Here is a 26,394-nt window from a genome sequence, read left to right as displayed (position 1 = left end):
TTGCCACCCCCTCCACCCGAACCGCCCTTCGCGCCCGGCAGATCGATCACGGGCTTCCCTGCCGTGACGCTTCTCCGGGACGCCGTGCCCGTACGGCTCCACGGTAGGGCGGGCCGTGGCCGTCTCTCAACGGGCAGCAGTCAGCGGCCCCGTGATGGGGCGTCTGCGGCGCCCCGCCCGAGGTGGCCCCCGGGCGGGGTCGGTGGGTCAGAGGAGGCCGTCCCACATTTGTTCCAGGAGGACCGACCACCAGCTCTCGGGGGATCCGAGCGCCGCCGGGTCCAGGGAGGCCAGCTGGGCCTGGAAGTCGACCGTCCAGCGGCCCGCCTGCTCGGGCGTCAGGCCGAAGCGCAGCCGCCACATGCGGCCGAGCATCGCCATGCACCGGGCGAACTGCGGCAGGCTCGTGTTGACGAACTGCGGTGCGGCCGGGGCGCCTTCGGGACCCGCTTCCACCGGCACCGCCATGATGTTTGCCGTGCCGTACTGCACGCACAGCGCCCGCCCGAAGTCCGTGCCCACCACGAGGTACGAGGAGGCGTCGGACGCGGCGGCGACCTGCCGCTGCGCCGCCACCTCGGCCAGCGTCGGGATCACCGGCTGCGCGGGCTGCGCCCAGAAGAACGGCCCGAAGTCGGCGGGCAGCCCCGCCCACACGAGTGTCTGCGCCACCACCTCGGGCACGCCCTGCCGGGAGACGGCACGCTGGTCGTAGCGGCAGACTCCCTGCGGCCCGAACGCGCCCAGCATCTCCTGCTGGATCGCCTGCGGCGGCACCGCCGGCGCAGGCGGCACCTGCGGCAGCGGCGCCCGCACCGGCGCCGGGCGCGCGGGGCCGTCGGCGACCTGGTGCAACTCGCCCTGGTGCGTGAGCAGATGCTGCATCCCCTGCCGACGGCTCGCATGGTCCTGCCCGTACGGGGCGACGCTGGTGATCCGCACCTGCGGCCACATCTCGCGGATCATCCGCGCGCAGTAACCGCCGGGCAGTTCGCACGACTCCAGCTCCGTGTGGAGTTCGAGCACCTGCTGCGGCGGCACGTTCATGGCCCGCAGCTCGTGCAGGATCTGCCACTCCGGGTGCGGGGTGCCGGGCGCCGAGCGCCGGATCAGCTGCGCCTCGGAGCCGTCAGGCGCGCGGTAGCGCAGCACCGCCTGGTAGCCGGGCCCGACCACCGGCACGCCGGGCGGCGCCTGCGGATAGCCGTACGGCGCCGCTGCCGGTGGCGGGCCTGGCATGGGGCCGGTTCCAGGTACGGGGCCGGGCATGGAGACGGCTCCGGGCACGGGTCCGGGGCCGGGTGCAGGCGCGGCCCCCGGCGCGGACGGCATCCCCGGCGGGGGCGGAGGCGGCGGGGGCGGCCCGCCCGCCTGCGGGTCGGCGAACACGGTCGCCGCGTGGTGCATCCCCGGCGCCCCGGGAGGTCCGGGAGGCGCCGGGGGTCCAGGCGGTCCAGGAGGCGCGGGCGGGCCCGGCGGGCCCGGCGGCTGGGAGGTGTGCGGGGCGCCCTGCGCCGACACCAGCTGCGTCGGCACATAGCCACCCGCCGCACCCGGCGCGCCGAGCGGCGCGGGCGGCGGCGGCCTCGCCGGCCCTCCCCCGCGCCGCGGCGGCGGCGTGGCCTTGCTCGTCGGCGCGGCCGCGATGTCGCCCGCCACGATGTCCCCCGCCGACGCGTCGGCCCCGGGCGCCGCGGACGGCCCCTGCGGGGCGTGCGCCGCACCGGGCGCAGGCGGCACGGCCGGCCCGACCGCGGTCGGCGGCAGCCCGCTGCCCCCGTCCATCAGCGCGGTCGGCGCGTCCGCGGGCACCCCCGGCGCGTCGTCCGCGCCGGACAGCGGTGGCGCGAACACCGTCGCGGGCAGCGGCACGGACCCGCTGTCCGACGCGGCGGTCGTGTCCGCACCCGCCCAGGGCGCGGGCGCGGCCCCCGAACCACCCGCACCCGACCCGCCACCGGCCGCCGGTGCCGGGTCCGCCACGGAACGCGGAGCCGTATCGGCAGGGCGGCCACCCGACTCCTCGGCGGCCTCCGGCGCCGCGCCCGGCCCCCGCGGCGGGGCGGCCCGCCCCTGCGCCGGGGCGACGGTCGACGGCGACGCGGCGCCCGGCGCGGGCGGCTGCTCGGCCGGCGGGGGTGAGGGCGGCGGCTCCGCCGACACCTGCGGCGGCGCGGCCGGGCCGTCCCCCGGCTCGCCGCCCGGCGAACCGGCGCACGCCCCCGCGGACCCGGGCGCGGGCTCAGGCGGCGCGGACGGCGCCCGGGCGGTGCCCGTGGCACCCTGCGCCCCGGCGCGCTGGTCCGGGATGCCCAGCTTGTCCGCCGCGTCCTGCAACCACTCGGGCGGCGTCAGCAGGAACGACGTCTGATTCAGGTCGATGCGCTCGGGCGGCGGCGCATCGGTCGGCTCCGCCGCGCCCAGCGCCCCGTACTCTTCCTCGTACCTGCGGATCACCTCGCCGACGCTCAGCCCCGGCCACAGCGTCACCTCACCGCTGTCCCGCGCGATCACCAGCCGCTGCCGTCCGCCGTCGACGGCGGGCCCGCCCTCGCGGTCCTCGGCCCACGCCACGAACCCCAGGTCGAACTCCCGCACCCGCACCGCACGGTGCTGGTACGCCGGCACATCGCCGTTCACCCACTCCTCGGCGCGCTCCTGCGCCTGCGCGAACGTCACCATCGGCCGCTCACCCCTCCACCGGGACGGCGCGCGCGAAGCCGCCGTCCACCATCAGGTTCGCCACGGTCCCCAGCTCCGGCGGATTGCCCGCGAGCCGCAGCAGGAACGCGTCGAAATCCTCACCGCACGGCACGAGCAGCTGCTCCACCCGCTCCTGCACCGGCCAGCCGTCCCGGTCCCGCGCGTCGTCGTACGCGCAGAACCACACCGAACCGGCCCGCTCCCCGCGCACCTTCACCGCCAGCAGCCCGCCCTGCACGAACGCCACCCCCAGATAGTCCTTCGTGAGGTGGTCGCGCAGACACTTGTTCACGTACACCAGGTCGTTGACGGCCGCCTCGTCCCGCACCGTGAAGAACGGCTGGTCCACCAGCAGCCCCAACTCCGCGTCCAGCGCCGTCCCCACGGGCGCGCAGCCGCCCGCCGCCTTCAGGAACGCCCGGTACGCGCCCGGCAGGCGGTACCCGAGCTCCTCCTCGGCCGACGCCACCAGCTGCTCGCTCACCGCGTGCCCCGACTTCGGCAGCCGCACATGCACGGGCCGCGTCTCCTGGAGCGGCCGCGTCCCCCGCTTCTCATGGTCCACCGGCGCCGTCGCGAGGCCCCCGTGGTGCCGCAGCAGCGCCTTCACCTCCACCGGGACGAGCAGCAGCCTGCGCGTACGGGCCTCGTGGTGCCACGTCCAGCCGTGCGGCGTCGCCACCGCGTCCACCGTGTCCCACAGCTCGTGCCCCGCCGCGCTCAGCGCCGCGTTCGCCGACACGTAGTCCGTCAACCGCAGCTCGTCGACGCCGAACCCCTCGGGCGGCTCCGCGACCTCCGCGGCCGCCCGCGCATACGGTGTGAAATCCGGATAGCCCTCCCCGTCCACGCGCACACCCGCCGGGTGGCGAGCGGCCCGCACCGGGTCCGGGAAACGCACGACCTGCCCGGCGTACGCCGCGTTCGGAGGCGCGGCTTGTTGCCCGAGCCGACCTGTCGTCATGGCGGTTGCCCCCTGCTGAAGCTGGCTGTTCCGCACAGCCTAAGCGGTGGCACCGCCGCCCGGCCCTGGCCGGGCGGCCCACTCCGCGCCCACACGACCGGGCCGTGGACACCGGATCGTCACCACACCTCCACGACACTCACCAAACGTCACAACTCCGTGACCGTACGACGACGGCACGCCGCGAAGTTCGCCCCCGCTACCCGATTCCCGCCCTCATTTGGCAATCTGTTTCCCGCGAACCGGTTCCCCGCGAACCGGCTTCCCGCGAACCGGGGGACGTGAGCCCGCACACGACGCACCGCGGGCACGGGAGGGACACGGAACATTGCGCACCGCACCAACGACAGAGCCGCACGAAACACCCCGCACCCAGGACCCGCAGACCAACGGGACCCCGAGGACACCAGGGACCGCACCGCAGACTGAAGGAACCGCGGTCGCCGCACCGCAGGCCGCCGCGGCCCCGGGGACAGCGCCGCACCCCCAGGGCGACCCCCGCCTCGGCTGGCGCACCACGGAGCCCCACCTCCCGCCCCGCCAGGGCCACCGCCGCGACGGCATCCTGCCCGCGGTCGCCGCCGCGCTCTCCGTCCGCGGCGAGACCCTGACCTGCACCGCGGGCAAGGCCGACCGGCCGCCCGCCCTCCACCCCCTCGTGCAGGACTTCCTCGACACCCTCCCCACCGCCCAGCGGGAGCGCTTCACCGGACGCTGCGCCGAGGCCATCCTCCTCTCCCGCCACCTCGCCACCGCCGAGGACAACCGCTCCAAACGGGCCCGCAAGAAACCCCTCACCCCCGGCGAGGCACGCCGCTCCCTCAAACACGCCAAGGTCACCGCCCGCCGCATCCGCGAGGACGGCGACCCCCTCCACGGCACCTACCACCCGCCCTGCCGCTCCTGCACCCCCCTCCTCGCCCACTTCGGCGTCCGCCACGTCGACCCCGCGGAACAGGCCGCGACCGGCTGACCCCGCCAGGCCGCCCGCCCGGCCGTACGGAGACCCCGGCCCGTACGGACCCCGACCCGGCACGGACCCCGGCCCGTACGGCCCCTCACTCGACCGTGCGGACCCCACCCATCCGAACCCCGGCCCCGGTCCCGGCCCCCACACGCTTCGCGACCCGCGCCGCCCCCGCGACACGAACCACCCCACCGCCGGCACGACGACGACCGGCGGTCCCGACGCAGAACGGCAGACCCACCCATGCCCGACCTCTCCACCACCCGCTTCCCCGTCCCCGTCGACGCCGCGCTCCGTGAAGCCGGATGGCAGCCGGGCCGCTGGGACATCAAGCAGGCCGAGGAATGGGCCGACACCGTCAGCGCCTACATCACCCCCGCCGGCCACCGCCACCGCGTCTTCCCCGCCGCCGTCGAAGCCTGGGCAGAGTTCGGCAACCTCCGCATCGCCCCGCTCGGACCCGGCCGCCAGATCGCCCCCACCGCGCTCCGCGTCGACCCCCTCGCCGCCCTTCACCTCGCCCGCACCCTCTCCGACCTGGGCCGCTCCCTCGACACCGAGATCAGCCCGCTCGGCGAGGAAGGCGACAGGCAGGCCGTGCTCGCCATCGACCGCGAGGGCCGCGTCTACAGCGTCGACCACACCGGCGACTGGTACCTCGGCCCCGACATCGACACCGCGCTCGGCACCCTCATCACCGGCCTCGAACCCGTACGCCTCACCCCCGCGACCGGCTGACACCGGCACCGAGCGGGCCAGGGCCCGGCCCACGGCGGGGCGCCGGACCCCGGACTCCCGGTTCCCCGTACCCGGCTCAGCCCGTCTGCTGCGTGAGCAGCTCCAGCATGGCCTGCGGCGTGTTGTCCTCCGAGTCGATGTCCTGGACCATCTCGGCGCCCGCGAAGGTGACCGCCTCCTCGCAGCGCTCGAACATCGCGCGCTCGAACGCGCCCAGCGCGCCCTCCACATCCTCCGGATGGTCCGCGAGCACCCCGGCGAGCTCCGCGCCGTCCAGCATCGCCAGATTCGCGCCCTCGCCGTTCGGCGCCGCGAGGTGCGCCGCGTCCCCGACCAGCGTCACGCCGGGCACCCGGCCCCAGCGAAGCCCCGCGGGCAGGGCGTGGTGCGGACGCAGCACCGGCGGCACGTCGCCGTCCGTGATCAGCGCGAGCAGCTCGGGCGCCCACCCCGCGAACTCCCGCGCGACCCGCGCGGTCGACGCCGCGGCGTCGGAGAAGTCGATCGCCGCGAACCACTCCTGCGGCCTGGACAGCGCCGCGTACGCGTGCAGGGTGCCGCCCTTCTCCCGGTGGGCGAAGATCTCCTTGCCCGGCGACGGCGCGACCATCGACCCGCCCCCCACCACCCTCGCGGAGGCCGGGTGCCGGGTGTCCGCATCGAAGAGATACGTCTCCACGAACGTCGTCCCCACATACCCGGGCACCGCGTCCGAGACCAACGGCCGCACCCGCGACCACGCGCCGTCCGCGCCCACCAGCACATCCGCCACCACAGAGCGCCCGTCCGCGAACCGCACCTCGTGCCGCCCACCGCCCAGCGGCGTTGCGCCCGCCACCCGGCACCCCCACCGGACGGTCCCCTCCGCCAGCGAGTCGAGCAGCAGCCGCCGCAGCTCACCGCGCTGCACCTCGGGCCGCCCGCTCACCGCCTCGCCCGCCATCTCGTGCAGCACCACCCCGTCCTGCCCGACCAGCCGCACCGTCTCACCGCCCGGCACGACGATGCCGCGGAACTCGTCCAGCAGGCCCGCCGCGGCCAGGGCCACCTGCCCGTTGTCGTCGTGGATGTCGAGCATCCCTCCCTGGGCACGCGCGGTCGGCGAGGACTCAGCCTCGTACACCACGACCGGCACCCCCCTGACCTGCAGAACCCGGGCCAGCGTCAGCCCGCCGAGACCCGCGCCGATGACCGTGACCGGAGTGTCCATGACGACTCCTCGCTCTCTCGATTGCCTGGGTGGTACGGATTGCCGCGACCGCACTGTCGTCCCCGGCGGCCGCTACGGCAACGCTCCCAAGCCCCGCCGACACCCGGCCGACACCGCCCGACAAGCCGCCTACACCCCGCGCACCCGACACCCCAGAACACCCAGGCCACCGGCCCACGCCGACCGTGCCCGCGCACCTCGGCCCGCGGCCCGCACCCCCGCAGGCGACGGGCCGCACGCCCCCGGGCCCTCAGCCCCCGGCCCAAAGAACCCCGGGCCCCCAGCCCCCAGCCCCCAGCCCCCGGCCCCCAGGGCTAAGCCGACCGGGCCTCCGCCTCCGCACCCGCCGTGTCCGGCAGCACCGCCGACACCCGGAAACCGCCCGCGTCCGTCTCCCCCGACACGAACGCCCCACCCAGCGCCCTCACCCGCTCCCGCATCCCCACCAGGCCATTGCCACCGGACGGCAGCCCCGCGCCCACCGCATCCGCGGCCGAAGGGCCGTTCTCCACCTGCACCGCCACCTCCACACCCCGGTACGCGACCCGCACCACCACCTCCGCACCCGCCGCGTGCTTGTGCGCGTTCGTCAGCGCCTCCTGCACCACCCGGTACGCCGTCTGCTCCACCTCCGGCGCATACGACCGCGCCTCCCCCTGCACCACGAGCTCCACCGCCATGCCCGCGTCCCGCGACTGCCCCACCAACGGCCCGATGTCCCCGAGACACGGCCCGTCCCCCGCCGCCGCTGCCGCAGCCGCCGCAGCCGCCACACCCACCGCCGCCAGCGGCACCCCCGCCCCGGACCCGCCGCCAGAGCCGGCAGTCTCCGCCACAGGACCCCGCTCCGGCCCGCACGCCGACACCCCCGCCGCCTCCCGCGCGGCCGCCGCCTCCCCCGTACGCAGAACCCCCAGCATCTCCCGCAGCTCCGTCAACGCCTGCCGCCCCATGTCCCCCACCAGCGCCGCGTTCTTCACCGCCTTCGGCGGATCCTTCAACGCCACCGCCTGCAGCGCCGCCGCATGCACCACCATCAGACTCACCCGGTGCGCCACCACGTCGTGCATCTCCCGCGCGATCCGCGTCCGCTCCTCCGTACGCGCCCACTCGGCACGCTGCTCCGCACGGTCGGCCAGCAGCGACAACTCCTGCTCAAGGCTGTCCGCACGCTCCCGCAAGCTCTCCATCAGCCGGCGCCGCGCCCCCACATACAGCCCCAGCAGCACCGGCGGCGCCGTGAACCCCACCGAGATCAGCACCGTCAGCACCGGCACATACCACGGCTCGGAGTCGAACCCCGGACTCCCCATCTCGTGCCGCGTCCGCAGAAACGTCACGATGAACGTCGCAGCGAACGACATCCCGGAAAGCGCCGCGATGATCCGCCGCGGCGCCTCGGAGGACGCCAGCGCGTACAGCCCGAGCAGACCCAGCACGAACCCCATCTCGGCCGGCGTCACCGCCACCGAGACCAGCACCACCGCGTACGGCCACCGGCGCCGCACCAGCACCACGGCCCCCACAAGGAAGCCCAGCACCACCCCCAGCGCCCCCGGCAGCGACACGTCCCCCGCGAACCTGCCGCCCTCCGCCGCACACTCCAGAGCCGACACCAGCGCCAGCCCCACATCGAGGACGACGCCGCGCCGCCGCCCCCACCACCAGTAACCGCGGGTGGTCACTCCCGCGGTCTCCTGATACGCCCCCGTCGTGGTCATGTGTCCACCCTAAAGGCGGGCGCATCCCCTTTTCCGGTGACCGACCGGTATGCCACTCGGGCACACACTCGATCAACACGTGCACATCCGCTCGAACTGCCGAACTGATCGGCGCTCGCCACCGGAGGCCTGGAGTCCGGCAGAAGATCCCGACATGACCACCCCGAACAGCACAAGCTTCAGCGACAACCCCTTACGCGCCCGCGCCAGAGACGACCTCCGCGAACAGGCCCGCGCACTGCACAGCCAGGGCCTCACCTACGACCGGATCCAGCAGCGGCTCGGCTGCTCCAAGAGCTCCATCTCCCTCTGGGTCCGCGACCTGCCGCGGCCACCGCGGCGCGACCCCGGGGAGCAGGGCCTGCTCACCGCCCGCAAACGCTGGGACCGCGAGCTCCCGATCCGCGACGAGAAGCGGCAGCGCACCAGGGAAGCCGCGCTGGCGGAGATCGGCACGATGACCGACCGGGAGCTCTTCATGGCAGGCGTGGCGCTTTACTGGGCCGAGGGGTCCAAGGACACGGCCTACGCCCGTCGGGAACGAGCCGTCTTCATCAACAGCGACCCCGGCGTCATCACCGTCCACCTCGCCTGGCTGGACCTGTTGGGCATCGAGCGGGACCTGCTCAGGTTCCGCCTCCCCATGCACGAGACGGCGGACGTACCGGGCGCCGAGTGCTACTGGGCCGAGCTCACGCGCATGGACCGGTCACAGTTTCAGCGAGCCACGCTGAACGAGCCACGCTCAAGAAGCACAACCCGAGGACACTCCGGAAGAACTCGGGGGGAAGCCTGTCGAGGGTGCCTGATCATCGCCGTGCAGCAGAGCGCGGACCTATACCGTCGCATCGAAGGCTGGTGGTGCGGCATAGTTAGGGACGCCGCCGAGACGGGCTGACCAGATGTCCGTTTTTGCGGCTTGAACCATCCCCTGTGGTGTAATAGGCAACACGGGTTACTTTGGATAACTTGTTCCAGGTTCGAGTCCTGGCAGGGGAGCCTCCACCTACGGGCCCCGACCGCTGGCGCGGTCGGGGCCCGAGGCCGTTTGCGGGGCGGGTGCGCCCGCTAAGCTGCCCACGTCCCACCATCTGAACAGTCGAAAGGTGCACCGTGAGCGCCAATCGCCCGGCCGCCGTCGTCGTCCTCGCCGCGGGGGAAGGCACACGTATGAAGTCGAGGACGCCGAAGGTCCTGCACGAGGTCTGCGGGCGGTCGCTCGTGGGGCATGTGGTGGCGGCCTCGCGCGCGCTGGAGCCGCGGGAGCTGGTCGTGGTCGTGGGACATGCGCGCGAGCAGGTGGAGGAGCACCTGGCGGGCGCGTACGGCGGGGTGCGTACGGCGTTCCAGGCGGAGCAGAACGGCACGGGGCACGCGGTGCGTACGGCGCTCGCCGAGCTGGGTTCCGTGCCGGACGGGACGGTGGTGGTGCTCGCAGGCGACACGCCGCTGCTGACGGCGGAGACGCTGGGCGCGCTGGTGGCGGGGCACGAGGCGGAGGGGAACGCGGTCACGGTACTGACGGCCGAGGTGCCGGACGCGTCGGGGTACGGCCGGATCGTGCGGGACGCGGCGAGCGGCGCGGTGACGGCGATCGTGGAGCACAAGGACGCGAGTGAGGGTCAGCGGGCGATCCGGGAGATCAACTCGGGGGTGTTCGCATTCGACGGGAAGCTGTTGGGTGACGCGCTGGGGAAGGTGCGGACGGACAACAGCCAGGGTGAGGAGTATCTGACGGATGTGCTCGGGATCCTGCGGGAGGCGGGGCACCGGGTGGGCGCTTCGGTGGCGGGGGACTTCCGGGAGATCGTGGGGATCAACAATCGGGTGCAGTTGGCGGAGGCGCGGGGGCTGTTGAACCGGCGGCTGCTTGAGCGGGCGATGCTGGCGGGGGTGACGGTGGTGGATCCGGCGTCGGTGCAGGTGGGTGTGGACGTGGAGTTCGGGGTGGATGTGGTGGTGCATCCGAATACGCAGTTGTCGGGTGCGACGCGGCTGGCGGACGGTGCGGAGGTGGGTCCGAATTCGCGGTTGCACGACACGGTGGTGGGTGTGGACGCGCGGGTGGACAACACGGTGGCGGACGGCGCGGTGGTGGGGGACGAGGCGCAGGTGGGTCCGTTCGCGTATTTGCGGCCGGGTACGCGGTTGGGGGTGCGTGCGAAGGCGGGTACGTATGTGGAGATGAAGAACGCGTCGGTGGGTGAGGGTACGAAGGTTCCGCATCTGTCGTATGTGGGGGACGCGACGATCGGCGATTTCACGAACATCGGGGCGGCGAGTGTGTTTGTGAACTATGACGGGGTGCGGAAGTACCACACGACGATCGGGTCGCACTGCCGGACGGGGTCGGACAATATGTTTGTGGCGCCGGTCACGGTGGGGGACGGTGTCTACACGGCGGCGGGTTCGGTGATCACGAAGGATGTGCCGGCGGGTTCGCTGGCCGTGGCGCGGGGCCAGCAGCGGAATATCGAGGGGTGGGTGGCGCGGAAGCGGCCGGGTTCCGCGGCGGCGCGGGCGGCGGAGGCGGCGGGCGACGGGTCGGCGAACGGCGGCTGAAGCGGGGCTGGCCAGTACCCGGCCGCTCGCTCTCGCGTACGGTATATCTGCACGATTCGGCTGGCTCGCAGGTACCGGTCCCGGTACGTCGGGTCCAGCAGCATCCGACACGTCTGAGGAGTCTGTGCTGTGACCGGGATCAAGACGACCGGCGAGAAGAAGCTGATGTTCTTTACCGGCCGCGCCCACCCCGAGCTGGCCGAGGAGGTCGCGCACCAGTTGGGTGTCGGGATCGTCCCCACGAAGGCGTTCGATTTCGCGAACGGCGAGATCTATGTGCGCTACCAGGAGTCGGCGCGTGGGGCGGACTGTTTCCTGATCCAGAGCCATACGGCTCCGATCAATAAGTGGATCATGGAAACGCTGATCATGATCGATGCGTTGAAGCGGGCCTCGGCTCGTTCCATCACGGTGATCATGCCGTTCTACGGGTATGCGCGGCAGGACAAGAAGCACCGCGGGCGTGAGCCGATTTCGGCGCGGCTGATCGCGGATCTGCTGAAGACGGCGGGTGCGCACCGGATCCTCACGGTGGATCTGCACACGGATCAGATCCAGGGGTTCTTCGACGGTCCCGTGGATCACTTGTTCGCGCTGCCGGTGCTCGCGGACTACGTGGGCGAGAAGGTGGACCGGTCGAAGCTGACGGTGGTGTCGCCGGACGCGGGTCGGGTGCGGGTGGCGGACCGGTGGTGTGACCGGCTGGGTGCGCCGTTGGCGATCGTGCACAAGAGGCGTGACAAGGATGTCGCGAATCAGGTGACGGTGCACGAGGTGGTCGGTGATGTGGAGGGCCGGGTGTGTGTCCTGGTCGACGACATGATCGACACGGCGGGGACGATCTGTGCGGCGGCGGACGCGTTGTTCGCGCACGGTGCGGCGGATGTGATCGTGACGGCGACGCACGGTGTGCTGTCGGGTCCTGCGGCTGATCGCTTGAAGAATTCGAGGGTGAGCGAGTTCGTGCTGACGAACACGCTGCCGACGGCGGCTTCGCTGGATCTGGACAAGATCACGGTGTTGTCGATCGCGCCGACGATCGCGCGTGCGGTGCGTGAGGTGTTCGAGGACGGTTCGGTGACGAGCCTCTTCGACGACGAGGCCTGAGGGCTGGACGGGGCCTGCGGGCTGCCGGCCGGGGCGCGTCGGCGTGCGTGGGGCCGCTGTCGGGGGCGTAACGCTTCTGCACGGCGGGTCCCGGGCGCCGGGGCCCGGTGATCGATTTCTGGGCGGCCTCCCTGGCCGGGTAGACTCGTGAAGTCGCTCGGCGAGGGAGGCCGTACGTACGCGTACGGCGGTCCGTTATCGACGCGCGCTCCTTGTAGCAGGCCCGTTCGTGGCCGGGTGACGCCGACGACATCCATCCGTCACCGATTACGAGGAGCCGCCGTCATGGCCGAGCTGAAGATCGCTTCCGAGACCCGTACCGAGTTCGGCAAGGGCGCTGCCCGCCGTATCCGCCGCGTCGGCAAGGTGCCCGGTGTGATCTACGGGCACGGTGCCGACCCGGTCCACGTGACCCTGCCGGGCCACGACCTGATGATGGCGCTGAAGACGGCGAACGTCCTGCTGAGCCTGGACATCGACGGCCGCAACGAGCTGGTGATCCCGAAGGCCGTGCAGCGCGACCCGCTGAAGGGTTTCATCGAGCACGTGGACCTGCTGGCGGTCACGCGCGGCGAGAAGGTCACCGTCGAGATCAACATCCTGACCGAGGGCGAGCTCGCGCCGGGCCAGAACCTGCTGGAGCACGTGCTGAACACGCTGTCGGTGGAGACCGAGGCGACGCACATCCCCGAGTCGGTGACGGTGTCCGTCGAGGGCCTCGCGTCCGGGGACTCGGTGCTGGCGAAGGACATCACGCTGCCGTCCGGCACGACGCTGGTGACGGACGAGGAGGCGGTGGTCCTCCAGGTGCTGGCGGCGCAGGCGGAGGAGCCGTCCGAGGAGGGCGCGGAGGGCGCCGAGGAGTCCGCGGAGGCCTGAGTTCCGTACGGTGCGGGGCGGGTGGACCCGGTGGTCCGCCCGCCCCTTCGCTGTGTCGTGGCGGGTGCTGGTTCACTGTCCGTACGTTCCGTACGGCGAGTTGCGAGGGTTGTAGACGATGACGACGGATGGTTCCGCACCCTGGCTGGTGGTGGGGCTCGGGAATCCGGGCCCTGGGTACGCGGCCAACCGCCACAACGTGGGGTTCATGGTGGCGGACCTGCTCGCGGCCCGGATGGGCGGTTCGTTCAAGCGGGCGGGGAAGGCTCAGGCGCAGGTGGTGGAGGGGCGTCTTGGACCGATGGGCCCTGGGAGCCGGCGGGTGGTGCTGGCAAAGCCGATGTCGTTCATGAACCTGTCGGGTGGGCCCGTGGTGGCGCTGCGGGACTTCTACAAGGTGGACACGGCGCATGTCGTGGCGGTGCACGACGAGTTGGACATCGATTTCGGGACGTTGCGGCTGAAGCTGGGGGGCGGGGACAACGGCCACAACGGGCTGAAGTCGATGACGAAGGCGATGGGCCCCGACTACCACCGGGTGCGGTTCGGTATCGGGCGGCCGCCGGGGCGGATGCAGGTGGCGGACTTCGTGCTGAGGGACTTCTCGTCGGTGGAGCGCAAGGAGCTGGACTACCTCGTGGACCGTGCGGCGGACGCGGTGGAGGCGCTGGTGACGGAGGGGCTTGAGCGGGCGCAGGGGGCGTACAACTCGTAGGGGGCGCGGGAGCGGTGGCCCGCGGGCCGCGCGGCGGGCGGTGGCGCGATGGCGGTTTGACGGAGAGCTGTGCCATGGCCAAGGATCCGGCCATGCCCGCAGAGTCTTCCCGCGCCTCCGGTTCGCGTTCCGCCCTCTCGGCCGGCAGGTCGGTGCTGATGGCGCTGGTCGCGCTGCTGCTGCTGGTGGGCGGTGGATACGCGTCGTGGGGTGACGCGCAGCAGGTGCTGCTGGGGAAGGGGCGGGTGCACGGGGAGTTCGCGGTGACGGCGTGCGGGGACGCGACGTGCGCGGGGTCGTTCGACCCGGAGGGGCCCGAGGGGCCGCGGTCGGACATGACGGTCAGGGCGTCGGTGGCGGTGCGCAAGGGCGAACGGTTCCCGGCGGTGGTGAAGCCGGGGACGCACGAGGTGGTGCGGGCCGGCGCGGCGGGCTCTCTGCACGCGTGGGTGCCGCTGGGCGGCGGGCTGCTGCTCGCGGGTCTGGTGATCGCGGGCGGGATGCGCCGCGGGCGGCTGGGTCTCGTGGTCGCGGCGCTGGGGGCCGCGCAGCTGTTCGCGACGTTCCTGCTGCTGTAGTCACGGTCCGGGCGGCCGGAAGACCGCGGGGCGGGCGCCGGAAACCGCGGGCGGGCGGCCGGGACGCGGCGGACCGGCGCCGGAAGACCGCGGGCCGGGCCGGGGGGGCGAGCCGGGCACCCGGGGGCTGCGGGCCTGGCCCGGGAATGCCGTACGGCCGCGCGGAGGGGTTCCGTGCGGCCGTACCGTGTGCGGTGGTGGGGCGTGGCGTGTCAGCCGGTGTTGCGCAGGCCGGCGGCGACGCCGTTGACGGTCAGGAGCAGGGCCCTGGCGAGCAGCGGGTCGGGGGCCTCCTCGGCCTCGGCCGCCTTGCGCTGGCGGGCGAGGAGGGCGACCTGGAGGTAGGAGATCGGGTCCAGGTAGGCGTCGCGGATGGCGAACGTCTGCTGGAGCGCGGGGTTGGAGTCGAGGAGCTTCTCGCCGCCGGTGATGCGCAGGACCTCCTGGACGGTGAGGGCGTGTTCGGCCTCGATGTCCGCGAAGACGTGCCTGAGGTTGTCGGGCACGAGGGTGTCGACGTAGTGGCGGGCGATCCGCAGGTCCGTCTTGGCGAGGGTCATCTCGACGTTGGAGATGAAGTTGCGGAAGAAGTGCCAGTGTTCGTGCATCTCGTCGAGGACCGAGTCGAGTCCGGCCTCGCGCAGCGCCTTGAGGCCGGAGCCGACGCCGAACCAGCCGGGGACGATCTGGCGTGACTGGGTCCAGCCGAAGACCCAGGGGATGGCGCGCAGTCCGTCGAGTCCCGCGCCGGAGTCGGGGCGGCGGGAGGGCCGGGAGCCGAGGTGGAGGTCGGCGAGCTGGTCGACGGGGGTGGAGGCGAAGAAGTACGCGGGCAGGTCGGGGTCCTCGACGAGCCTGCGGTAGGCGGCGTGCGCGGCGTCGGAGACGGTGTCCATGGCCGCGTCCCAGCGGGCGAGTGCCTCACTGGACTGGCGGGGCGCCGTGTGCAGGGCGGACGCCTGGAGGGTGGCGGCGACGGTCAGTTCGATGTTCTCGCGGGCGAGCGAGGGGATGAGGTACTTGTCGGAGATGACCTCGCCCTGCTCGGTCACCTTGATCTCGCCCTCCAGGGTGCCCCAGGGCTGGGAGAGGATGGCGTCGTGGGAGGGGCCGCCGCCGCGGCCGACGGTGCCGCCGCGGCCGTGGAAGAGGCGGAGCCGTACGCCGTGCCGGTGGGCGACGTCGCGCAGCCGGCGCTGGGCGCGGTGGATCTCCCACTGGGAGGTGGTGATGCCGCCGAACTTGGACGAGTCGGAGTACCCGAGCATGACCTCCTGGACCTCGCCGCGCAGGGAGACGAGGCGGCGGTAGGAGGGGTCGGAGAGCATGTCGTCGAGGATGACGTCGGCGGCGCGCAGCTCGTCGGTGGTTTCGAGGAGCGGCACGATGCCGATCTTGGCCCAGCCGCCGTGGAGGTCGAGGAGGCCGGCCTCGCGGGCGAGGATCGCGGCGGCGAACACGTCGTCCGCGCCCTGGCACATGGAGATGATGTAGGACTCGATGACTTCGGGCCCGAAGCGTTCGAAGGCCTGCTTGACGGTCTGGAAGACGCCGAGGGTCTTGGCGCCCGCCTCGTCGAGGGGGGCGGGGCGGGGTGCGAGGGGGCGGCGGGAGCGCAGCTCCTTGGCGAGGAGCTTCTGCCGGTTCTCGCGGGGCATGTCGGCGTAGCGCCAGGACTCCTCGCCGAGCCGGTCGAACAGCTGGCCGAGCGCGTGGTGGTGGGCGTCGGCGTGCTCGCGCACGTCCATGGTGGCGAGCTGGAGGCCGAACGCGGCCAGGGTGCGGATGGTGCGGTCGAGGCGGCCGTCGGCGAAGAGGCCGCCGCGGTACTCGCGCAGGGAGGTCTGGATGAGCGTGAGGTCCGTGAGGAGTTCGGCGGTGCCGAGGTAGTCGCGGCCCGGCTCGTGCGGGATGTTGCGGGCGAGGCGCTCGCGGGTGTTGACGAGCTTCTGGCGGATGCAGGTGGCCTTGAGCCGGTAGGGCTCCTCGGCGTTGAGCCGCTTGTAGCGGGGGCTGATCTCCGGGAGGCGCTGGAGGTCGGTGGCGAGGGAGTCGAGGAGTTCCTCGGTGGCGCCGGTGTAGCGGATGGAGTTGGAGAGCTGCCCCCGCAGGGTGTCGATCATTTCCAGCGCGTCGGTGATGCCGTGTTCGTGCTGGAGGATGAGGACTTCGCGGGTGACGTCGGGGGTGACGTTGGGGTTGCCGTCGCGGTCGCCGCCGATCCAGGTGCCGAAGGTGAGGGGGCGGGTGCCGGGGGGCAGTTCGACGCCGACACGCTCCAGTTCGGCGGTGAGGTCTTCGAGGACGTCGCCGACGGCGTTGGCGTGGAGTTCGTCGAGGTAGTAGATGGCGTTGCGGGCCTCGTCGGCGGGCTCGGGCCGTACGACGCGGAGTTCGTCGGTCTGCCAGATCAGGTCGATGGACTCGGCGAGCCTGAGGTCGTGGCGGCGCCGGTCGGAGGGGTTGACCGGGGTTTCGAGGAGTTCCGCGATGCGGCGGAGCTTGTTGAGGACGGAGCGGCGGGCGGCCTCGGTGGGGTGCGCGGTGAAGACGGGCCGGACGTTGAGGTTGCGTACGGTCGCGCGCAGGTGGTCGGGGTCGGCGTCCTTGAGCCGGTCGGCGGTGCGGGCGAGGAGCCCGCCCTCGGCGGCGCGGCGCTCGCGCAGCTCGCGGCCGCGGTGGACCTGTTCCGAGACGTTCGCCAGGTGGAAGTAGGTGGAGAACGCGCGGACCAGCTTCGCCGCGGTGTTGAGGTCGGTCTCGCCGAGGAGGGCGGCGGCGGCCTCGCCGTCCTCGCGGGTCAGGTGGCGGACTCGCTCGACGAGGTCGAGGAGGTCCCGCCCTTCCTGCCGTACGAGCGTCTCGCCCAGCAGGTCGCCGAGGCGGCGGATGTCGGCGCGCAGTTCCGCGCTCGCGGCCGCGCCGGCGGAGCCGGCGGGGGCGTCCGTGGCCTGGGCCGGCTGGCTCGTGGTCTGGTCGGCACTGCTCACAGGTGCGGCTCCTTGCAGTGTTTGAGCACGTCTGGAGTGTTCTGGACGCTTCCGGAGACTTCCGACCGCCTGCCGGTCGTCGCTGGGCAGCCGGTCGTGCGGACCACGCTGTCCGACGGGGTCAAGGATAGGTGCCCTTCGTCCGACGTTATCCACAGGCCTCTTGTCGCGACAGGGGGCGCTGCGATACTTACGATGCCGTAGGTTACGGAGCCGTATCCGGGCAACTGCCGCATTCCTCACCACAGGGGATCCCCCATGACCACAAGCCCCGACGTGATCGAAGACGCGTCCCCCCGACCCGCGCCGTCCGACGGCGCCCCACTCCCCGCCGCGACGCTCGGCGGCGAACAGAAGCGCTCCATCGAGCAGATCGCACTGCTCCTCTTCATCTTCGTGCCGTTCGTGGCGCTCGTCGCCGCGGTTCCGCTGGCCTGGCGGTGGGGCGGCATCAGCTGGCTCGACCTCGGCCTGATGGTCGTCATGTACTACATCGGGTGCCACGGCATCACGATCGGTTTCCACCGCTATTTCACGCACGGCGCCTTCAAGGCGAAGCGGCCGCTGCGGATCGTGCTCGCGGTGATGGGCTCGATGGCGGTCGAGGGGCCGCTGGTGCGGTGGGTGGCCGACCACCGCAAGCACCACAGGTTCTCCGACGCGGAGGGCGACCCGCACTCGCCGTGGCGCTTCGGCGAGACGCTGCCCGCGCTGATGAAGGGCCTGTGGTGGGCACACATCGGCTGGCTGTTCGACGAGGAGCAGACCCCGCAGCAGAAGTACGCGCCCGATCTGCTCAAGGACTCGGCCGTCCGCGCGGTGTCGAAGCAGTTCGCGCTGTGGACGGTGGTGTCGCTGCTGGTGCCGCCGCTGGTGGGCGGCCTCGCCACCTGGTCGTGGACGGGCGCGTTCACGGCGTTCTTCTGGGGGTCGCTGGTCCGGGTGGCGCTGCTGCACCACGTCACGTGGTCGATCAACTCGATCTGCCACGCCGTGGGCAAGCGCCCGTTCACGTCGCGTGACCGCAGTGGGAACGTGTGGTGGCTCGCGGTGCTCTCGTGCGGTGAGTCCTGGCACAACCTGCACCACGCGGACCCGACGTGCGCGCGGCACGGGGTGCTGCGCGGGCAGCTGGATTCGAGCGCGCGGCTGATCCGCTGGTTCGAGCGGTTCGGCTGGGCGCACGACGTGCGCTGGCCGAGCGCGGCGCGGCTGGACTCGAAGCGGGCGGCGGCCACGCCGACGAACGCGGCCTGAGTCGGCGCCGGGGGGTGGGCGCCTCGACGCCCGGTCGGCGCTCGGGCCGATGGGGCATGATGGCGCCCGTGGCGACCGACACGAGTTCGAGCAGCGCGAGCGGCAGCGGCAAGGCCGGCCGCCCCACCCAGGGCAGGCGTGCGCGCCGGGTCCGGATGACCGGGGCGGAGCGCCGCGAGCAGCTGCTCGACATCGGCCGCACGGCGTTCGCGGAGAAGGGCTTCGAGAGCACCTCGGTGGAGGAGATCGCGGCGAAGGCCGGGGTCTCCAAGCCGGTGGTGTACGAGCACTTCGGCGGCAAGGAGGGGCTGTACGCGGTCGTGGTGGACCGCGAGATGCGCCAGCTGCTCGACATGGTCACGGGGGCGCTGACCGCGGGGCACCCGAGGGAACTCCTCGAACAGGCGGCGTTCGCGCTGCTCGACTACATCGAGATGTACACGGACGGCTTCCGCATCCTGGTCCGGGACTCGCCCGTCGCGCAGTCGACGGGCACGTTCGCCTCGCTGATCAGCGACATCGCCACCCAGGTCGAGGACATCCTCGGCCTGGAGTTCAAGGCGCGCGGCTTCGACCCCAAGCTGGCCCCGCTGTACGCGCAGGCGCTGGTCGGCATGGTCGCGCTGACCGGCCAGTGGTGGGTGGACGCCCGGCGTCCGAAGAAGTCCGAGGTGGCCGCCCATCTGGTGAACCTCGCCTGGCACGGCCTTGGCAACCTGGAGGCGAAGCCCCGGATGATAGGCCACAGGAAGGTCTGACCCCCCGCCGGTTCCGCTCGGTGGCGGGCCGCCGAGACCGTCCGCATACGCAGGGGGCACATGCGGAGCGCGCGGCGCGGGGGCACACGCACCGGTCGCACCGTGCGGTTCTACGTCACTCGTCGTGAGGACGGTGACGGCCACGGGCGGTTGCGGCGGGATGCGAGGCACCAGCGTCCCGTCCACGGGAGGAACCATGACCGCCGAGCCCGTGCAGGACGAGGCACGCAACCGGCCCGGCCGCCGAGGACGACGCGCCTCACCGGCCCCGGCCCCCGCAGGACGGCTAGACCGTGGACGACCTGTTCACACTTCCGGATCTCCCGCCGCACACCGAGCCGATCGACGGGAGCCTGATGTTCGTGAGTCCGCAGCGCCGTTTTCCCGCCCGCGTGATTGATGTGCTGGTCACGGCTCTGCGGAGCACTCCGGCATCGACCGCCAGCCGGTCGTGCACGTCTACGAGCTCGACGTGCACGACCGGCGCGTACGGACTGACCGGCACCCACCACGACCGGCTCAAGGTCACCGTGCCGTTCGACATCGACATCGACATCTCCCCGGCGGCCCCGCCGGGCGCTGTGAGACGGCCGCGGCAGGGGGCTCAGGCCGGGCGGCGGGCGACGGCGAAGAGGCGGCGGAAGGGGAAGACCGTGCCGTGCGGGGTGGGCGGGTACGCCTTCCGCAGGGCCGCGCGGTACTCGTCGGTGAAGGCGGCAGCGGCGGCCCCGTCGTCGCCGCAGGAGCCCAGCTCCGTGAGGACGGGCCGCAGCGCGGTGCCCTTCACCCAGTCGAGTACGGGGTCCTCGCCGGTGAGCACCTGGAGGTAGGTGGTCTCCCAGACGTCGGCCTCGCAGCCCAGGTCGAGCAGGACCGTGAGGTACTCCTCGGGTTCGAGCACGGGCGCGAACCGCAGCCGCCCTTCGAGGCGGGAGCGCCAGCGCGGGGAGGCGCACAGCTCCGCGAGGATGGTGTGGCTCGGCGCGGTGAAGTTGCCGGGGACCTGGAAGGCGAAGGTCCCGCCCGGGGCGAGTCCGTCGAGCCAGGCGGGGAAGGACGTGACGTGGTCGGGCACCCACTGGAGGGCCGCGTTGGAGACGATCAGGCCGTAGGGCCTGTCCGGCGCCCAGGTCGCGGCGTCGGCCTCGCGGAACTCCAGGCTGCCGCCGCCCGGCGTCGGGCCCTCGTACGCGGCGCGTGCGCGGTCCAGCATGGGCTGCGAGGTGTCGAAGCCGGTGACGCGGGCCGCGGGCCAGCGGTCGGCAAGGAGCGCCGTCACGTTGCCTGGGCCGCAGCCGATGTCCGCGACGTGGAGCTCACCGTCCGGGGCCGGGGGGTCCTGGACGCGGGCGAGGAGGTCGAGGAAGGGGCGGGCGCGGTGGTCGGCGTGCCGCAGGTACTGCGCGGGGTCCCAGGAGGGCTTCCCCGGCGCGGAGGCGGACTGAGCGGACATGCGGGGGCCTTTCGAACACGGCGGGCCGGCGGGCCGCGGTGCGCGGCCTGGGCGTGGCACCAGACTGCACCCCGAATATCTTGACGTCAAGAGACTTCATGTCGAGGGACCAACTACACTGATCGCATGGAGGACGAGGTCGATCGACTGGTCGCGGCATGGCGCCGAGAGCGCCCCGACCTCGACGTGGAACCGCTCGAAGTGCTCAGCCGCGTCTCCCGCCTGGCCCGCCACCTCGACCGCGCCAGGCGGCTCGCGTTCACCGAGCACAGCCTGGAGCCGTGGGAGTTCGACGTGCTGACCTCGCTGCGGCGGGCGGGCGCGCCGTACCAGCTCTCCCCCGGCCAGCTGCTCACCCAGACCCTGGTCACCTCGGGCACCATGACCAACCGCATCGACAGGCTCGCGAAGAAGAGCCTGGTCGAGCGGCTGCCCGACCCGAGCGACCGGCGCGGGGTCCTGGTCCGCCTCACCCCGGAGGGGCAGGATCGCGCGGACCAGGCCCTCGCGGGACTGCTCGACCAGGAGCGCGCACTCCTGTCCGAGCTGTCCCGCGCCCAGCGTGCTGAACTGGCCGGGCTGCTACGCCAGTTGACCGCCCCGTTCGACAACGTCCCCGGCGTCGGCTAGCTCCGCGGGCCCCACTCCGGCCCGGCGCGCCAGCGCCACCGCGGCCAGGGTGGAGTGCACGCCGAGCTTCCCGAGGACGTTCTGCATGTGCGTGCGCACGGTGTGCGGCGAGAGGTACAGCCGCTCGGCGACGGCCTTGCGGCCGAGCCCCGCGACCATGCACCGCAGCACCTCGCGCTCGCGCGGGGTCAGCGACTCGACAAGGCGCTCGCTCTCCGTGCGGTGCTTGCGCGCCGCCGTCAGCTCCCGCAGGACGCCGGTGAGCAGTGCCGGCGGCAGATGGGTCTCGTCGCGCAGGACGCCCCTGATCACGGCGAGCAGCCGCTGCAGGGAGCAGTCCTTCGCGACCCACCCGAAGGCGCCCGCCTGGAGCGCGAGCGCCGCGCGGCGCGGGTCGTCGCGCTCGGCGAGCACGATCGTGCGGACGGCGGGATGGCTGCTGCGGACGCCCGCGACGAGCGAGAGCCCGTCCACGAACACCAGCGCGCCGCCGGGTTCGGGCGCCGGGTCCCGCCCGGGTCCTGAGCCGATGCCGGGTCCGGTCGCGGCCCCGGACCTCGTCCCGACCCCGACTGCGACTCCTGCTCCTGCTCCTGCTCCTGCTCCTGCTCCTGCGGGAACGCCGGCGGACGCGGTCGCGGAGACGCCCGGCGCACCTGAAGCGCCGGCCGTGCCCCGTACCCGTACGCCCGCGGTGGGCCCCTGGCCCGGCCGGCCAGCGCCGGTGACCGTGCGGCCGGCGGCCGCGGCGGCCGAGCCGAGGTCGGCGTCGACCAGCATCACGTCGAAGCGGCGGCCGTCCGAGGCCGCCCGTTCGAGGCAGCGCAGCGCGGCCGGGCCGCTGCCCGCCGCCGCCACTTCCACATCGGGCTCGGCCGCCAGCGCGGCGGCGAGCGATTCGGCAAAGATCCTGTGGTCGTCGACCACCAGGACCCGGGTTCTTACCACGTGAGGACACCCCCATAAGGCGGGGAGCGGAGCCGGCGGGGCGCGGCGCCCGGCGCGTGGTGCTGGGCGGTGCCCGGTCCGGACGACATTGTCCGGGGCCGCCGGACCCCGCCCCGGGCGCATCGCCCGACCGGCTCCACCCCAGTTCAGCACCGGCCCCCACCGGCGCTGAGGATCAGGGTACGGGTGAGGGCCCCAAGCGGAAGGGAAAACGCAGAACTGGCAGGCGCCTGTGCCTACTGTGGGGCGCATGTTCCGGTGGGAGACAGGAGTGGACAGGGAGCGGCACGCGCTGCTGGGCCAGCGGCTGCGGGACACCAACACGCGGCGGTCCCCGACGCTGCGGGCCCTGCGCGGCACCCCGGCGGAGGACGAGGTCCCGCTGCACGTGTGGCTGATGGAGGAGGGGACCGGGCTGCTCGCGGGCGGCCTCGCGGGCCGCACCTGGGCGCGCTGGCTCCATGTGGACCTGCTGTGGGTCGAGGAGCGCCACCGCGGGGGCAGGCTCGGCTCGCGCCTGCTCGCGGAGGCGGAGCGGATTGCGCGTGAGGAGCGCGGCTGCGCCCGCTGCCGCCTGGAGACCTGGGACTTCCAGGCGCCGGGCTTCTACGTGGAGCAGGGCTACGAGGTGGTGGCGGAGATCGAGGACTACCCGCCGGGCGTCACGGAGTACACCCTGGTCAAGCGACTGACGGCGTGAGCGGGCCGCGGTGCCGCGGGAGACGCCCGTACCCCGCGGCGCCGCGGAGTACGGGCGCGGCCGGACGCGCCGGCGACGAACAGCGGACGGGCCGGGCGCCCGGCTGGGGCGCGGCGGAGCGGCCGGGGGGCGGGCGGTCGTGACTGGCTTTGTTGGATCGTGAGCGGATTCAGCGGCGGTTTCTGGGGAGTCTCTTGACGGTAACCCCTTTCCATGGTTTCTATATGTGCGATTATGTTTGTATGTGTTGCGCACCAGGCCGGCGTCCGCGCCGACGGGAGAGACCATGAAGAAGACGGTGACCACGCTCGCCGACGGCCGTGAGCTGATCTACTACGACCGTCGCGACGACGTCGTGCGCGACGCGGCGGACGAACGGCCGCTGGGCCGGGTCGCCACCTCCTCAGAGGTGCGCCGCGACGCCCTGCTCGGCGACAGCGTCGCCATCGCCTCGCACCGCCAGGACCGCACCTACCACCCGCCCGCCGACGCGTGCCCCCTCGACCCGTCGCGCGACGGGCGGCTCACCGAGATCCCGGACAGCGACTACGACGTCGTCGTCTTCGAGAACCGCTTCCCCTCGCTCTCCGGCTCCTTCGGCCGCTGCGAGGTCGTCTGCTTCACCTCGGACCACGACGCCTCGTTCGCCGACCTCGACGAGGAGCAGGCCGCGCTCGTCCTCGACGTGTGGACGGACCGCACCGCGGAACTCGCCGAACTCCCCCAGGTCGAGCAGGTCTTCCCGTTCGAGAACCGCGGCGCCGAGATCGGCGTCACCCTCGCCCACCCGCACGGGCAGATCTACGCCTACCCCTTCGTCACCCCGCGCAGCGCCCAGATGCTGCGCTCGGCCGCCGAGCACCGGGCCGCCACCGGACGCAACCTCTTCGAGGACGTCGTGGCGCGCGAGCGCGCCGACGCCGAGCGGGTCGTGCTGGAGACCGCGCACTGGATCGCCTACGTGCCGTACGCGGCGCACTGGCCCTACGAGGTGCACCTCCACCCGGCCCGCCGCACCGCCGACCTGCGGGGCCTCGACGACGGCGCGCGCGCCGAGTTCCCCGGCGTCTACCTGGAGCTGCTGCGCCGCTTCGACCGGATCTTCGGACCTGGCCAGCCCCCCACCCCGTACATCTCCGCCTGGCACCAGGCGCCGCTGCGCGCGGCGGGCCGCGAGGAGTTCGCGCTGCACCTGGAGCTTTTCACCATCCGCCGCACGTTGGGCAAGCTGAAGTACCTCGCCGGCTCCGAGTCCGGCATGGGCGTGTTCATCAACGACGTGCCGCCGGAGGCCGCGGCGGCGCGACTGCGAGAGGTAGCGAGCCAGTGAGTAGCAAGAAGTACCTGGTCACGGGCGGTGCGGGCTATGTGGGCAGCGTCGTGGCGACGCATCTGCTCGAAGCCGGGCACCGGGTCACCGTGCTGGACGACCTGTCCACCGGCTTCCGCGCGGGCGTCCCCGAGGGCGCCGACTTCGTCGAGGGCCGTGTCCAGGACGCGGCGAGGTGGCTGGACGGCTCGTACGACGCGGTGCTGCACTTCGCGGCCTCCTCGCAGGTCGGCGAGTCCGTGGTGAAGCCGGAGAAGTACTGGGAGAACAACGTCGGCGGCTCGATGGCGCTGCTCGCCGCGATGCGCGCGGCCGGCGTGCGCACGCTGGTGTTCTCGTCCACGGCCGCGACGTACGGCGAGCCCGCCACCACGCCCATCACGGAGAGTGATCCGACCGCGCCCACCAACCCGTACGGGGCGACGAAGCTCGCCGTCGACCACATGATCGCGAGCGAGTGCGCGGCCCACGGCCTCGCCGCCGTCTCGCTGCGCTACTTCAACGTCGCGGGCGCGTACGGCGCGGCGGGCGAGCGGCACGACCCCGAGTCGCACCTGATCCCGCTGGTCCTCCAAGTGGCCCTGGGCAGGCGGGAGTCGATCTCGGTGTACGGGGACGACTACCCGACGCCCGACGGCACCTGCGTGCGCGACTACATCCATGTGGCGGACCTCGCCGAGGCACATCTCGCGGCGCTCGGCGCGGCCACCTCCGGCGAGCACCTGGTGTGCAACCTCGGCAACGGCAACGGCTTCTCCGTGCGCGAGGTCATCGACACCGTGCGCAAGGTCACCGGGCACCCGGTGCCCGAGGTGACGGCGGCCAGGCGGGACGGCGACCCCGCGGTGCTCGTGGCCTCCGCGCGCGCCGCGCGCGAGCGGCTCGGCTGGACGCCGCGCCGCCCCGACCTCGCCGGGATCGTCGAGGACGCCTGGGACTTCGCACGGAGGAACGCGTGAGCGGGACGGCCGCGGCCACGGCCGACGGGTTCGAGGAGCTGTACGGGGCGGCGCCCGAGGGCGTGTGGGCCGCGCCGGGCCGGGTGAACCTGATAGGCGAGTACACCGACTTCAACGACGGCTTCGTGATGCCGCTCGCGCTGCCGCACACCACCCTCGCCGCGGTCTCCCGGCGCACGGACGGAGTGCTGCGGCTGCACTCGGCGGACTCCCCGCAGGGCGTGGTGCGGCTGGACGCCGCGTCCCTCGCGCCCCGTTCGGGCGCGGGCGGCTGGGCGGCCTATCCTGCGGGCGTCGTCTGGGCCCTGCGGGAGGCCGGGCACGAGCTCGGGGGCGCCGACATCCATGTCACGTCGACGGTGCCCACGGGCGCGGGCCTCTCCTCGTCCGCCGCCCTCGAGGTGGCCACCGCGGCGGCACTCAACGACCTGTACGGGCTCGGGCTCTCCCCCGCCGAGCTCGCGGTGCTCGCGCAGCGCGCGGAGAACGAGTTCGTCGGCGTGCCCTGCGGGATCATGGACCAGATGGCGTCCGCGTGCTGCGCCGAGGGACACGCCCTCTACCTGGACACCCGCGACCTCACGCAGCGGCAGGTGCCGTTCGACCTGGTCGCGCAGGGCCTGCGGCTGCTGGTGGTGGACACCCGGGTCAAGCACGAGCTGGGCGACGGCGCGTACGCGGAGCGCAGGGCGGGGTGCGAGGCCGGGGCGCGCGCCCTCGGCGTGCGGGCCCTGCGGGACGTGCCGTACGCCGAACTGCCGGACGCGCTCGCCCGCCTTGAGGCGGCCGGGCAGCCGGAGAACGTGATCCGCTACGTGCGCCACGTGGTCAGCGACGACGCCCGCGTCGAGCGCGTCATCGCCCTGCTCGACGCGGGCGAGGCCCGCGCCACGGGAGAGATCCTGCTCGAAGGGCACGCCTCGCTCCGCGACGACCTGCGGGTGTCGAGCGCCGAACTCGACCTGGCGGTCGAGGCGTCGGCCGCGGCGGGCGCGCTCGGCGCGCGGATGACCGGCGGCGGCTTCGGCGGCTCCGCGGTCGTACTGGCCGAGGCGGACGCGGTGGAGCGGGTCGTGAAGGCAGTGGAGAGCGCGTTCGCCGGGGCGGGCCACCCGGCGCCGCGCGTCTTCGAGGCGACACCGTCGAAGGGGGCGCACCGGCTGCGGTAGGCCTCGACGCGAGGCGCGCTGACCGGCACACGGCCGGTCGGAGCCGGTCAGAGCCG

Annotated in this window: 22 protein-coding genes and 1 tRNA gene; 16 read left to right on the top strand and 7 right to left on the bottom strand. The window is 73.1% G+C overall.

All coding sequences use genetic code 11. The features are described from left to right. Window positions 1-207: 207 nt before the first annotated feature. Together ABEA77_RS09425 and ABEA77_RS09420 are read right to left on the bottom strand one after the other, a co-directional pair. Window positions 208-2,682: an SUKH-4 family immunity protein gene (locus ABEA77_RS09425; protein WP_345643849.1), complete on the bottom strand. Its 2,475-nt coding sequence runs from the start codon at window positions 2,680-2,682 to the stop codon at window positions 208-210. A 7-nt stretch (window positions 2,683-2,689) separates the two neighbouring features. Next, window positions 2,690-3,667, bottom strand: a complete 978-nt coding sequence (locus ABEA77_RS09420; protein ID WP_345643846.1) for an SMI1/KNR4 family protein — start codon at window positions 3,665-3,667, stop codon at window positions 2,690-2,692. 328 nt (window positions 3,668-3,995) lie between these two features. On the opposite strand from ABEA77_RS09420, the gene ABEA77_RS09415 reads away from it, so the two are divergent. Then, the gene (locus tag ABEA77_RS09415) at window positions 3,996-4,640 is read left to right on the top strand and encodes a YwqJ-related putative deaminase (protein WP_345643843.1); all 645 of its coding nucleotides are present in this window, start codon (window positions 3,996-3,998) and stop codon (window positions 4,638-4,640) included. Window positions 4,641-4,877: 237 nt separating this feature from the next. After that, the gene (locus ABEA77_RS09410) at window positions 4,878-5,372 is read left to right on the top strand and encodes an SUKH-3 domain-containing protein (protein ID WP_345643840.1); all 495 of its coding nucleotides are present in this window, start codon (window positions 4,878-4,880) and stop codon (window positions 5,370-5,372) included. 76 nt (window positions 5,373-5,448) lie between these two features. Here ABEA77_RS09410 and ABEA77_RS09405 read toward each other — a convergent pair whose 3' ends face one another. Then, a complete protein-coding gene (locus tag ABEA77_RS09405) occupies window positions 5,449-6,582 on the bottom strand; it encodes an FAD-dependent oxidoreductase (RefSeq protein ID WP_345643837.1) in 1,134 nt (377 codons plus the stop codon). 314 nt (window positions 6,583-6,896) lie between these two features. Further along, window positions 6,897-8,303, bottom strand: a complete 1,407-nt coding sequence (locus ABEA77_RS09400) for a sensor histidine kinase (RefSeq protein ID WP_345643834.1) — start codon at window positions 8,301-8,303, stop codon at window positions 6,897-6,899. 154 nt (window positions 8,304-8,457) lie between these two features. Here ABEA77_RS09400 and ABEA77_RS09395 point away from each other — a divergent pair, with 154 nt between their 5' ends. The 7 genes from ABEA77_RS09395 (at window position 8,458) to ABEA77_RS09365 (ending at window position 14,144) form a co-directional block, all read left to right on the top strand. After that, window positions 8,458-9,201 (top strand): hypothetical protein, encoded by a 744-nt coding sequence (locus ABEA77_RS09395; RefSeq protein WP_345643831.1) that lies wholly within the window; start codon window positions 8,458-8,460, stop codon window positions 9,199-9,201. Window positions 9,202-9,230: 29 nt separating this feature from the next. After that, window positions 9,231-9,302: transfer RNA gene (locus ABEA77_RS09390), tRNA-Gln, on the top strand. A 114-nt stretch (window positions 9,303-9,416) separates the two neighbouring features. After that, window positions 9,417-10,865, top strand: coding sequence for a bifunctional UDP-N-acetylglucosamine diphosphorylase/glucosamine-1-phosphate N-acetyltransferase GlmU (gene glmU, locus ABEA77_RS09385; RefSeq protein ID WP_345643828.1), 1,449 nt, complete (start codon window positions 9,417-9,419; stop codon window positions 10,863-10,865). A 129-nt stretch (window positions 10,866-10,994) separates the two neighbouring features. Next, complete coding sequence (locus ABEA77_RS09380; RefSeq protein WP_345643825.1) at window positions 10,995-11,972, top strand: ribose-phosphate diphosphokinase; 978 nt, start codon at window positions 10,995-10,997, stop codon at window positions 11,970-11,972. 285 nt (window positions 11,973-12,257) lie between these two features. Further along, a complete protein-coding gene (locus tag ABEA77_RS09375; RefSeq protein ID WP_345643822.1) occupies window positions 12,258-12,851 on the top strand; it encodes a 50S ribosomal protein L25/general stress protein Ctc in 594 nt (197 codons plus the stop codon). Between the two features lie 118 nt (window positions 12,852-12,969). Next, on the top strand, window positions 12,970-13,566 hold the full coding sequence (gene pth / locus ABEA77_RS09370) for an aminoacyl-tRNA hydrolase (RefSeq protein WP_345643819.1): 597 nt from the start codon (window positions 12,970-12,972) through the stop codon (window positions 13,564-13,566). 92 nt (window positions 13,567-13,658) lie between these two features. Then, window positions 13,659-14,144 carry a hypothetical protein gene (locus tag ABEA77_RS09365; RefSeq protein WP_345643816.1) on the top strand — a complete coding sequence of 162 codons (486 nt, stop codon included), beginning with the start codon at window positions 13,659-13,661 and terminating at the stop codon, window positions 14,142-14,144. A gap of 212 nt (window positions 14,145-14,356) precedes the next feature. On the opposite strand, the gene ppc is transcribed toward ABEA77_RS09365, so the two are convergent. Then, the gene (gene ppc, locus ABEA77_RS09360; RefSeq protein ID WP_425588240.1) at window positions 14,357-17,134 is read right to left on the bottom strand and encodes a phosphoenolpyruvate carboxylase; all 2,778 of its coding nucleotides are present in this window, start codon (window positions 17,132-17,134) and stop codon (window positions 14,357-14,359) included. Window positions 17,135-17,392: 258 nt separating this feature from the next. Between ppc and ABEA77_RS09355 the strand changes: the two genes are divergently transcribed. Both ABEA77_RS09355 and ABEA77_RS09350 read left to right on the top strand, forming a co-directional pair. Beyond that, window positions 17,393-18,391 (top strand): acyl-CoA desaturase, encoded by a 999-nt coding sequence (locus ABEA77_RS09355; RefSeq protein WP_345643814.1) that lies wholly within the window; start codon window positions 17,393-17,395, stop codon window positions 18,389-18,391. Between the two features lie 56 nt (window positions 18,392-18,447). Next, window positions 18,448-19,149, top strand: a complete 702-nt coding sequence (locus ABEA77_RS09350; protein ID WP_345643811.1) for a TetR/AcrR family transcriptional regulator — start codon at window positions 18,448-18,450, stop codon at window positions 19,147-19,149. A gap of 604 nt (window positions 19,150-19,753) precedes the next feature. Here ABEA77_RS09350 and ABEA77_RS09345 read toward each other — a convergent pair. Further along, window positions 19,754-20,602 carry a trans-aconitate 2-methyltransferase gene (locus tag ABEA77_RS09345; protein WP_345643809.1) on the bottom strand — a complete coding sequence of 283 codons (849 nt, stop codon included), beginning with the start codon at window positions 20,600-20,602 and terminating at the stop codon, window positions 19,754-19,756. A gap of 126 nt (window positions 20,603-20,728) precedes the next feature. Between ABEA77_RS09345 and ABEA77_RS09340 the strand changes: the two genes are divergently transcribed. Next, window positions 20,729-21,232 carry a MarR family winged helix-turn-helix transcriptional regulator gene (locus ABEA77_RS09340; protein WP_345643806.1) on the top strand — a complete coding sequence of 168 codons (504 nt, stop codon included), beginning with the start codon at window positions 20,729-20,731 and terminating at the stop codon, window positions 21,230-21,232. Here the strand turns inward: ABEA77_RS09340 and ABEA77_RS09335 are convergent. Further along, window positions 21,185-22,180, bottom strand: a complete 996-nt coding sequence (locus tag ABEA77_RS09335) for a LuxR C-terminal-related transcriptional regulator (protein WP_345643803.1) — start codon at window positions 22,178-22,180, stop codon at window positions 21,185-21,187. The genes ABEA77_RS09340 and ABEA77_RS09335 overlap by 48 nt on opposite strands. A gap of 250 nt (window positions 22,181-22,430) precedes the next feature. Here ABEA77_RS09335 and ABEA77_RS09330 point away from each other — a divergent pair, with 250 nt between their 5' ends. The 4 genes from ABEA77_RS09330 to galK all read left to right on the top strand — a co-directional run bounded on the left by ABEA77_RS09330 (window position 22,431) and on the right by galK (window position 26,338). Then, a complete protein-coding gene (locus ABEA77_RS09330; protein WP_345643800.1) occupies window positions 22,431-22,880 on the top strand; it encodes a GNAT family N-acetyltransferase in 450 nt (149 codons plus the stop codon). A 286-nt stretch (window positions 22,881-23,166) separates the two neighbouring features. Beyond that, window positions 23,167-24,210, top strand: coding sequence for a galactose-1-phosphate uridylyltransferase (galT, locus tag ABEA77_RS09325; protein WP_345643797.1), 1,044 nt, complete (start codon window positions 23,167-23,169; stop codon window positions 24,208-24,210). After that, window positions 24,207-25,169, top strand: coding sequence for a UDP-glucose 4-epimerase GalE (gene galE / locus ABEA77_RS09320; protein WP_345643794.1), 963 nt, complete (start codon window positions 24,207-24,209; stop codon window positions 25,167-25,169). Before galT ends, galE begins: the two co-directional genes overlap by 4 nt. After that, window positions 25,166-26,338 carry a galactokinase gene (gene galK, locus ABEA77_RS09315; RefSeq protein ID WP_345643791.1) on the top strand — a complete coding sequence of 391 codons (1,173 nt, stop codon included), beginning with the start codon at window positions 25,166-25,168 and terminating at the stop codon, window positions 26,336-26,338. The genes galE and galK overlap by 4 nt, the downstream gene beginning before the upstream one ends. Window positions 26,339-26,394: the final 56 nt, after the last annotated feature.

The organism is Streptomyces tremellae (assembly GCF_039540215.1).
Classification (GTDB): domain Bacteria; phylum Actinomycetota; class Actinomycetes; order Streptomycetales; family Streptomycetaceae; genus Streptomyces; species Streptomyces tremellae.
The sequence above is the reverse complement of the archived record's forward strand: the minus strand, read 5'-3'. Positions and strand labels throughout refer to the sequence as shown.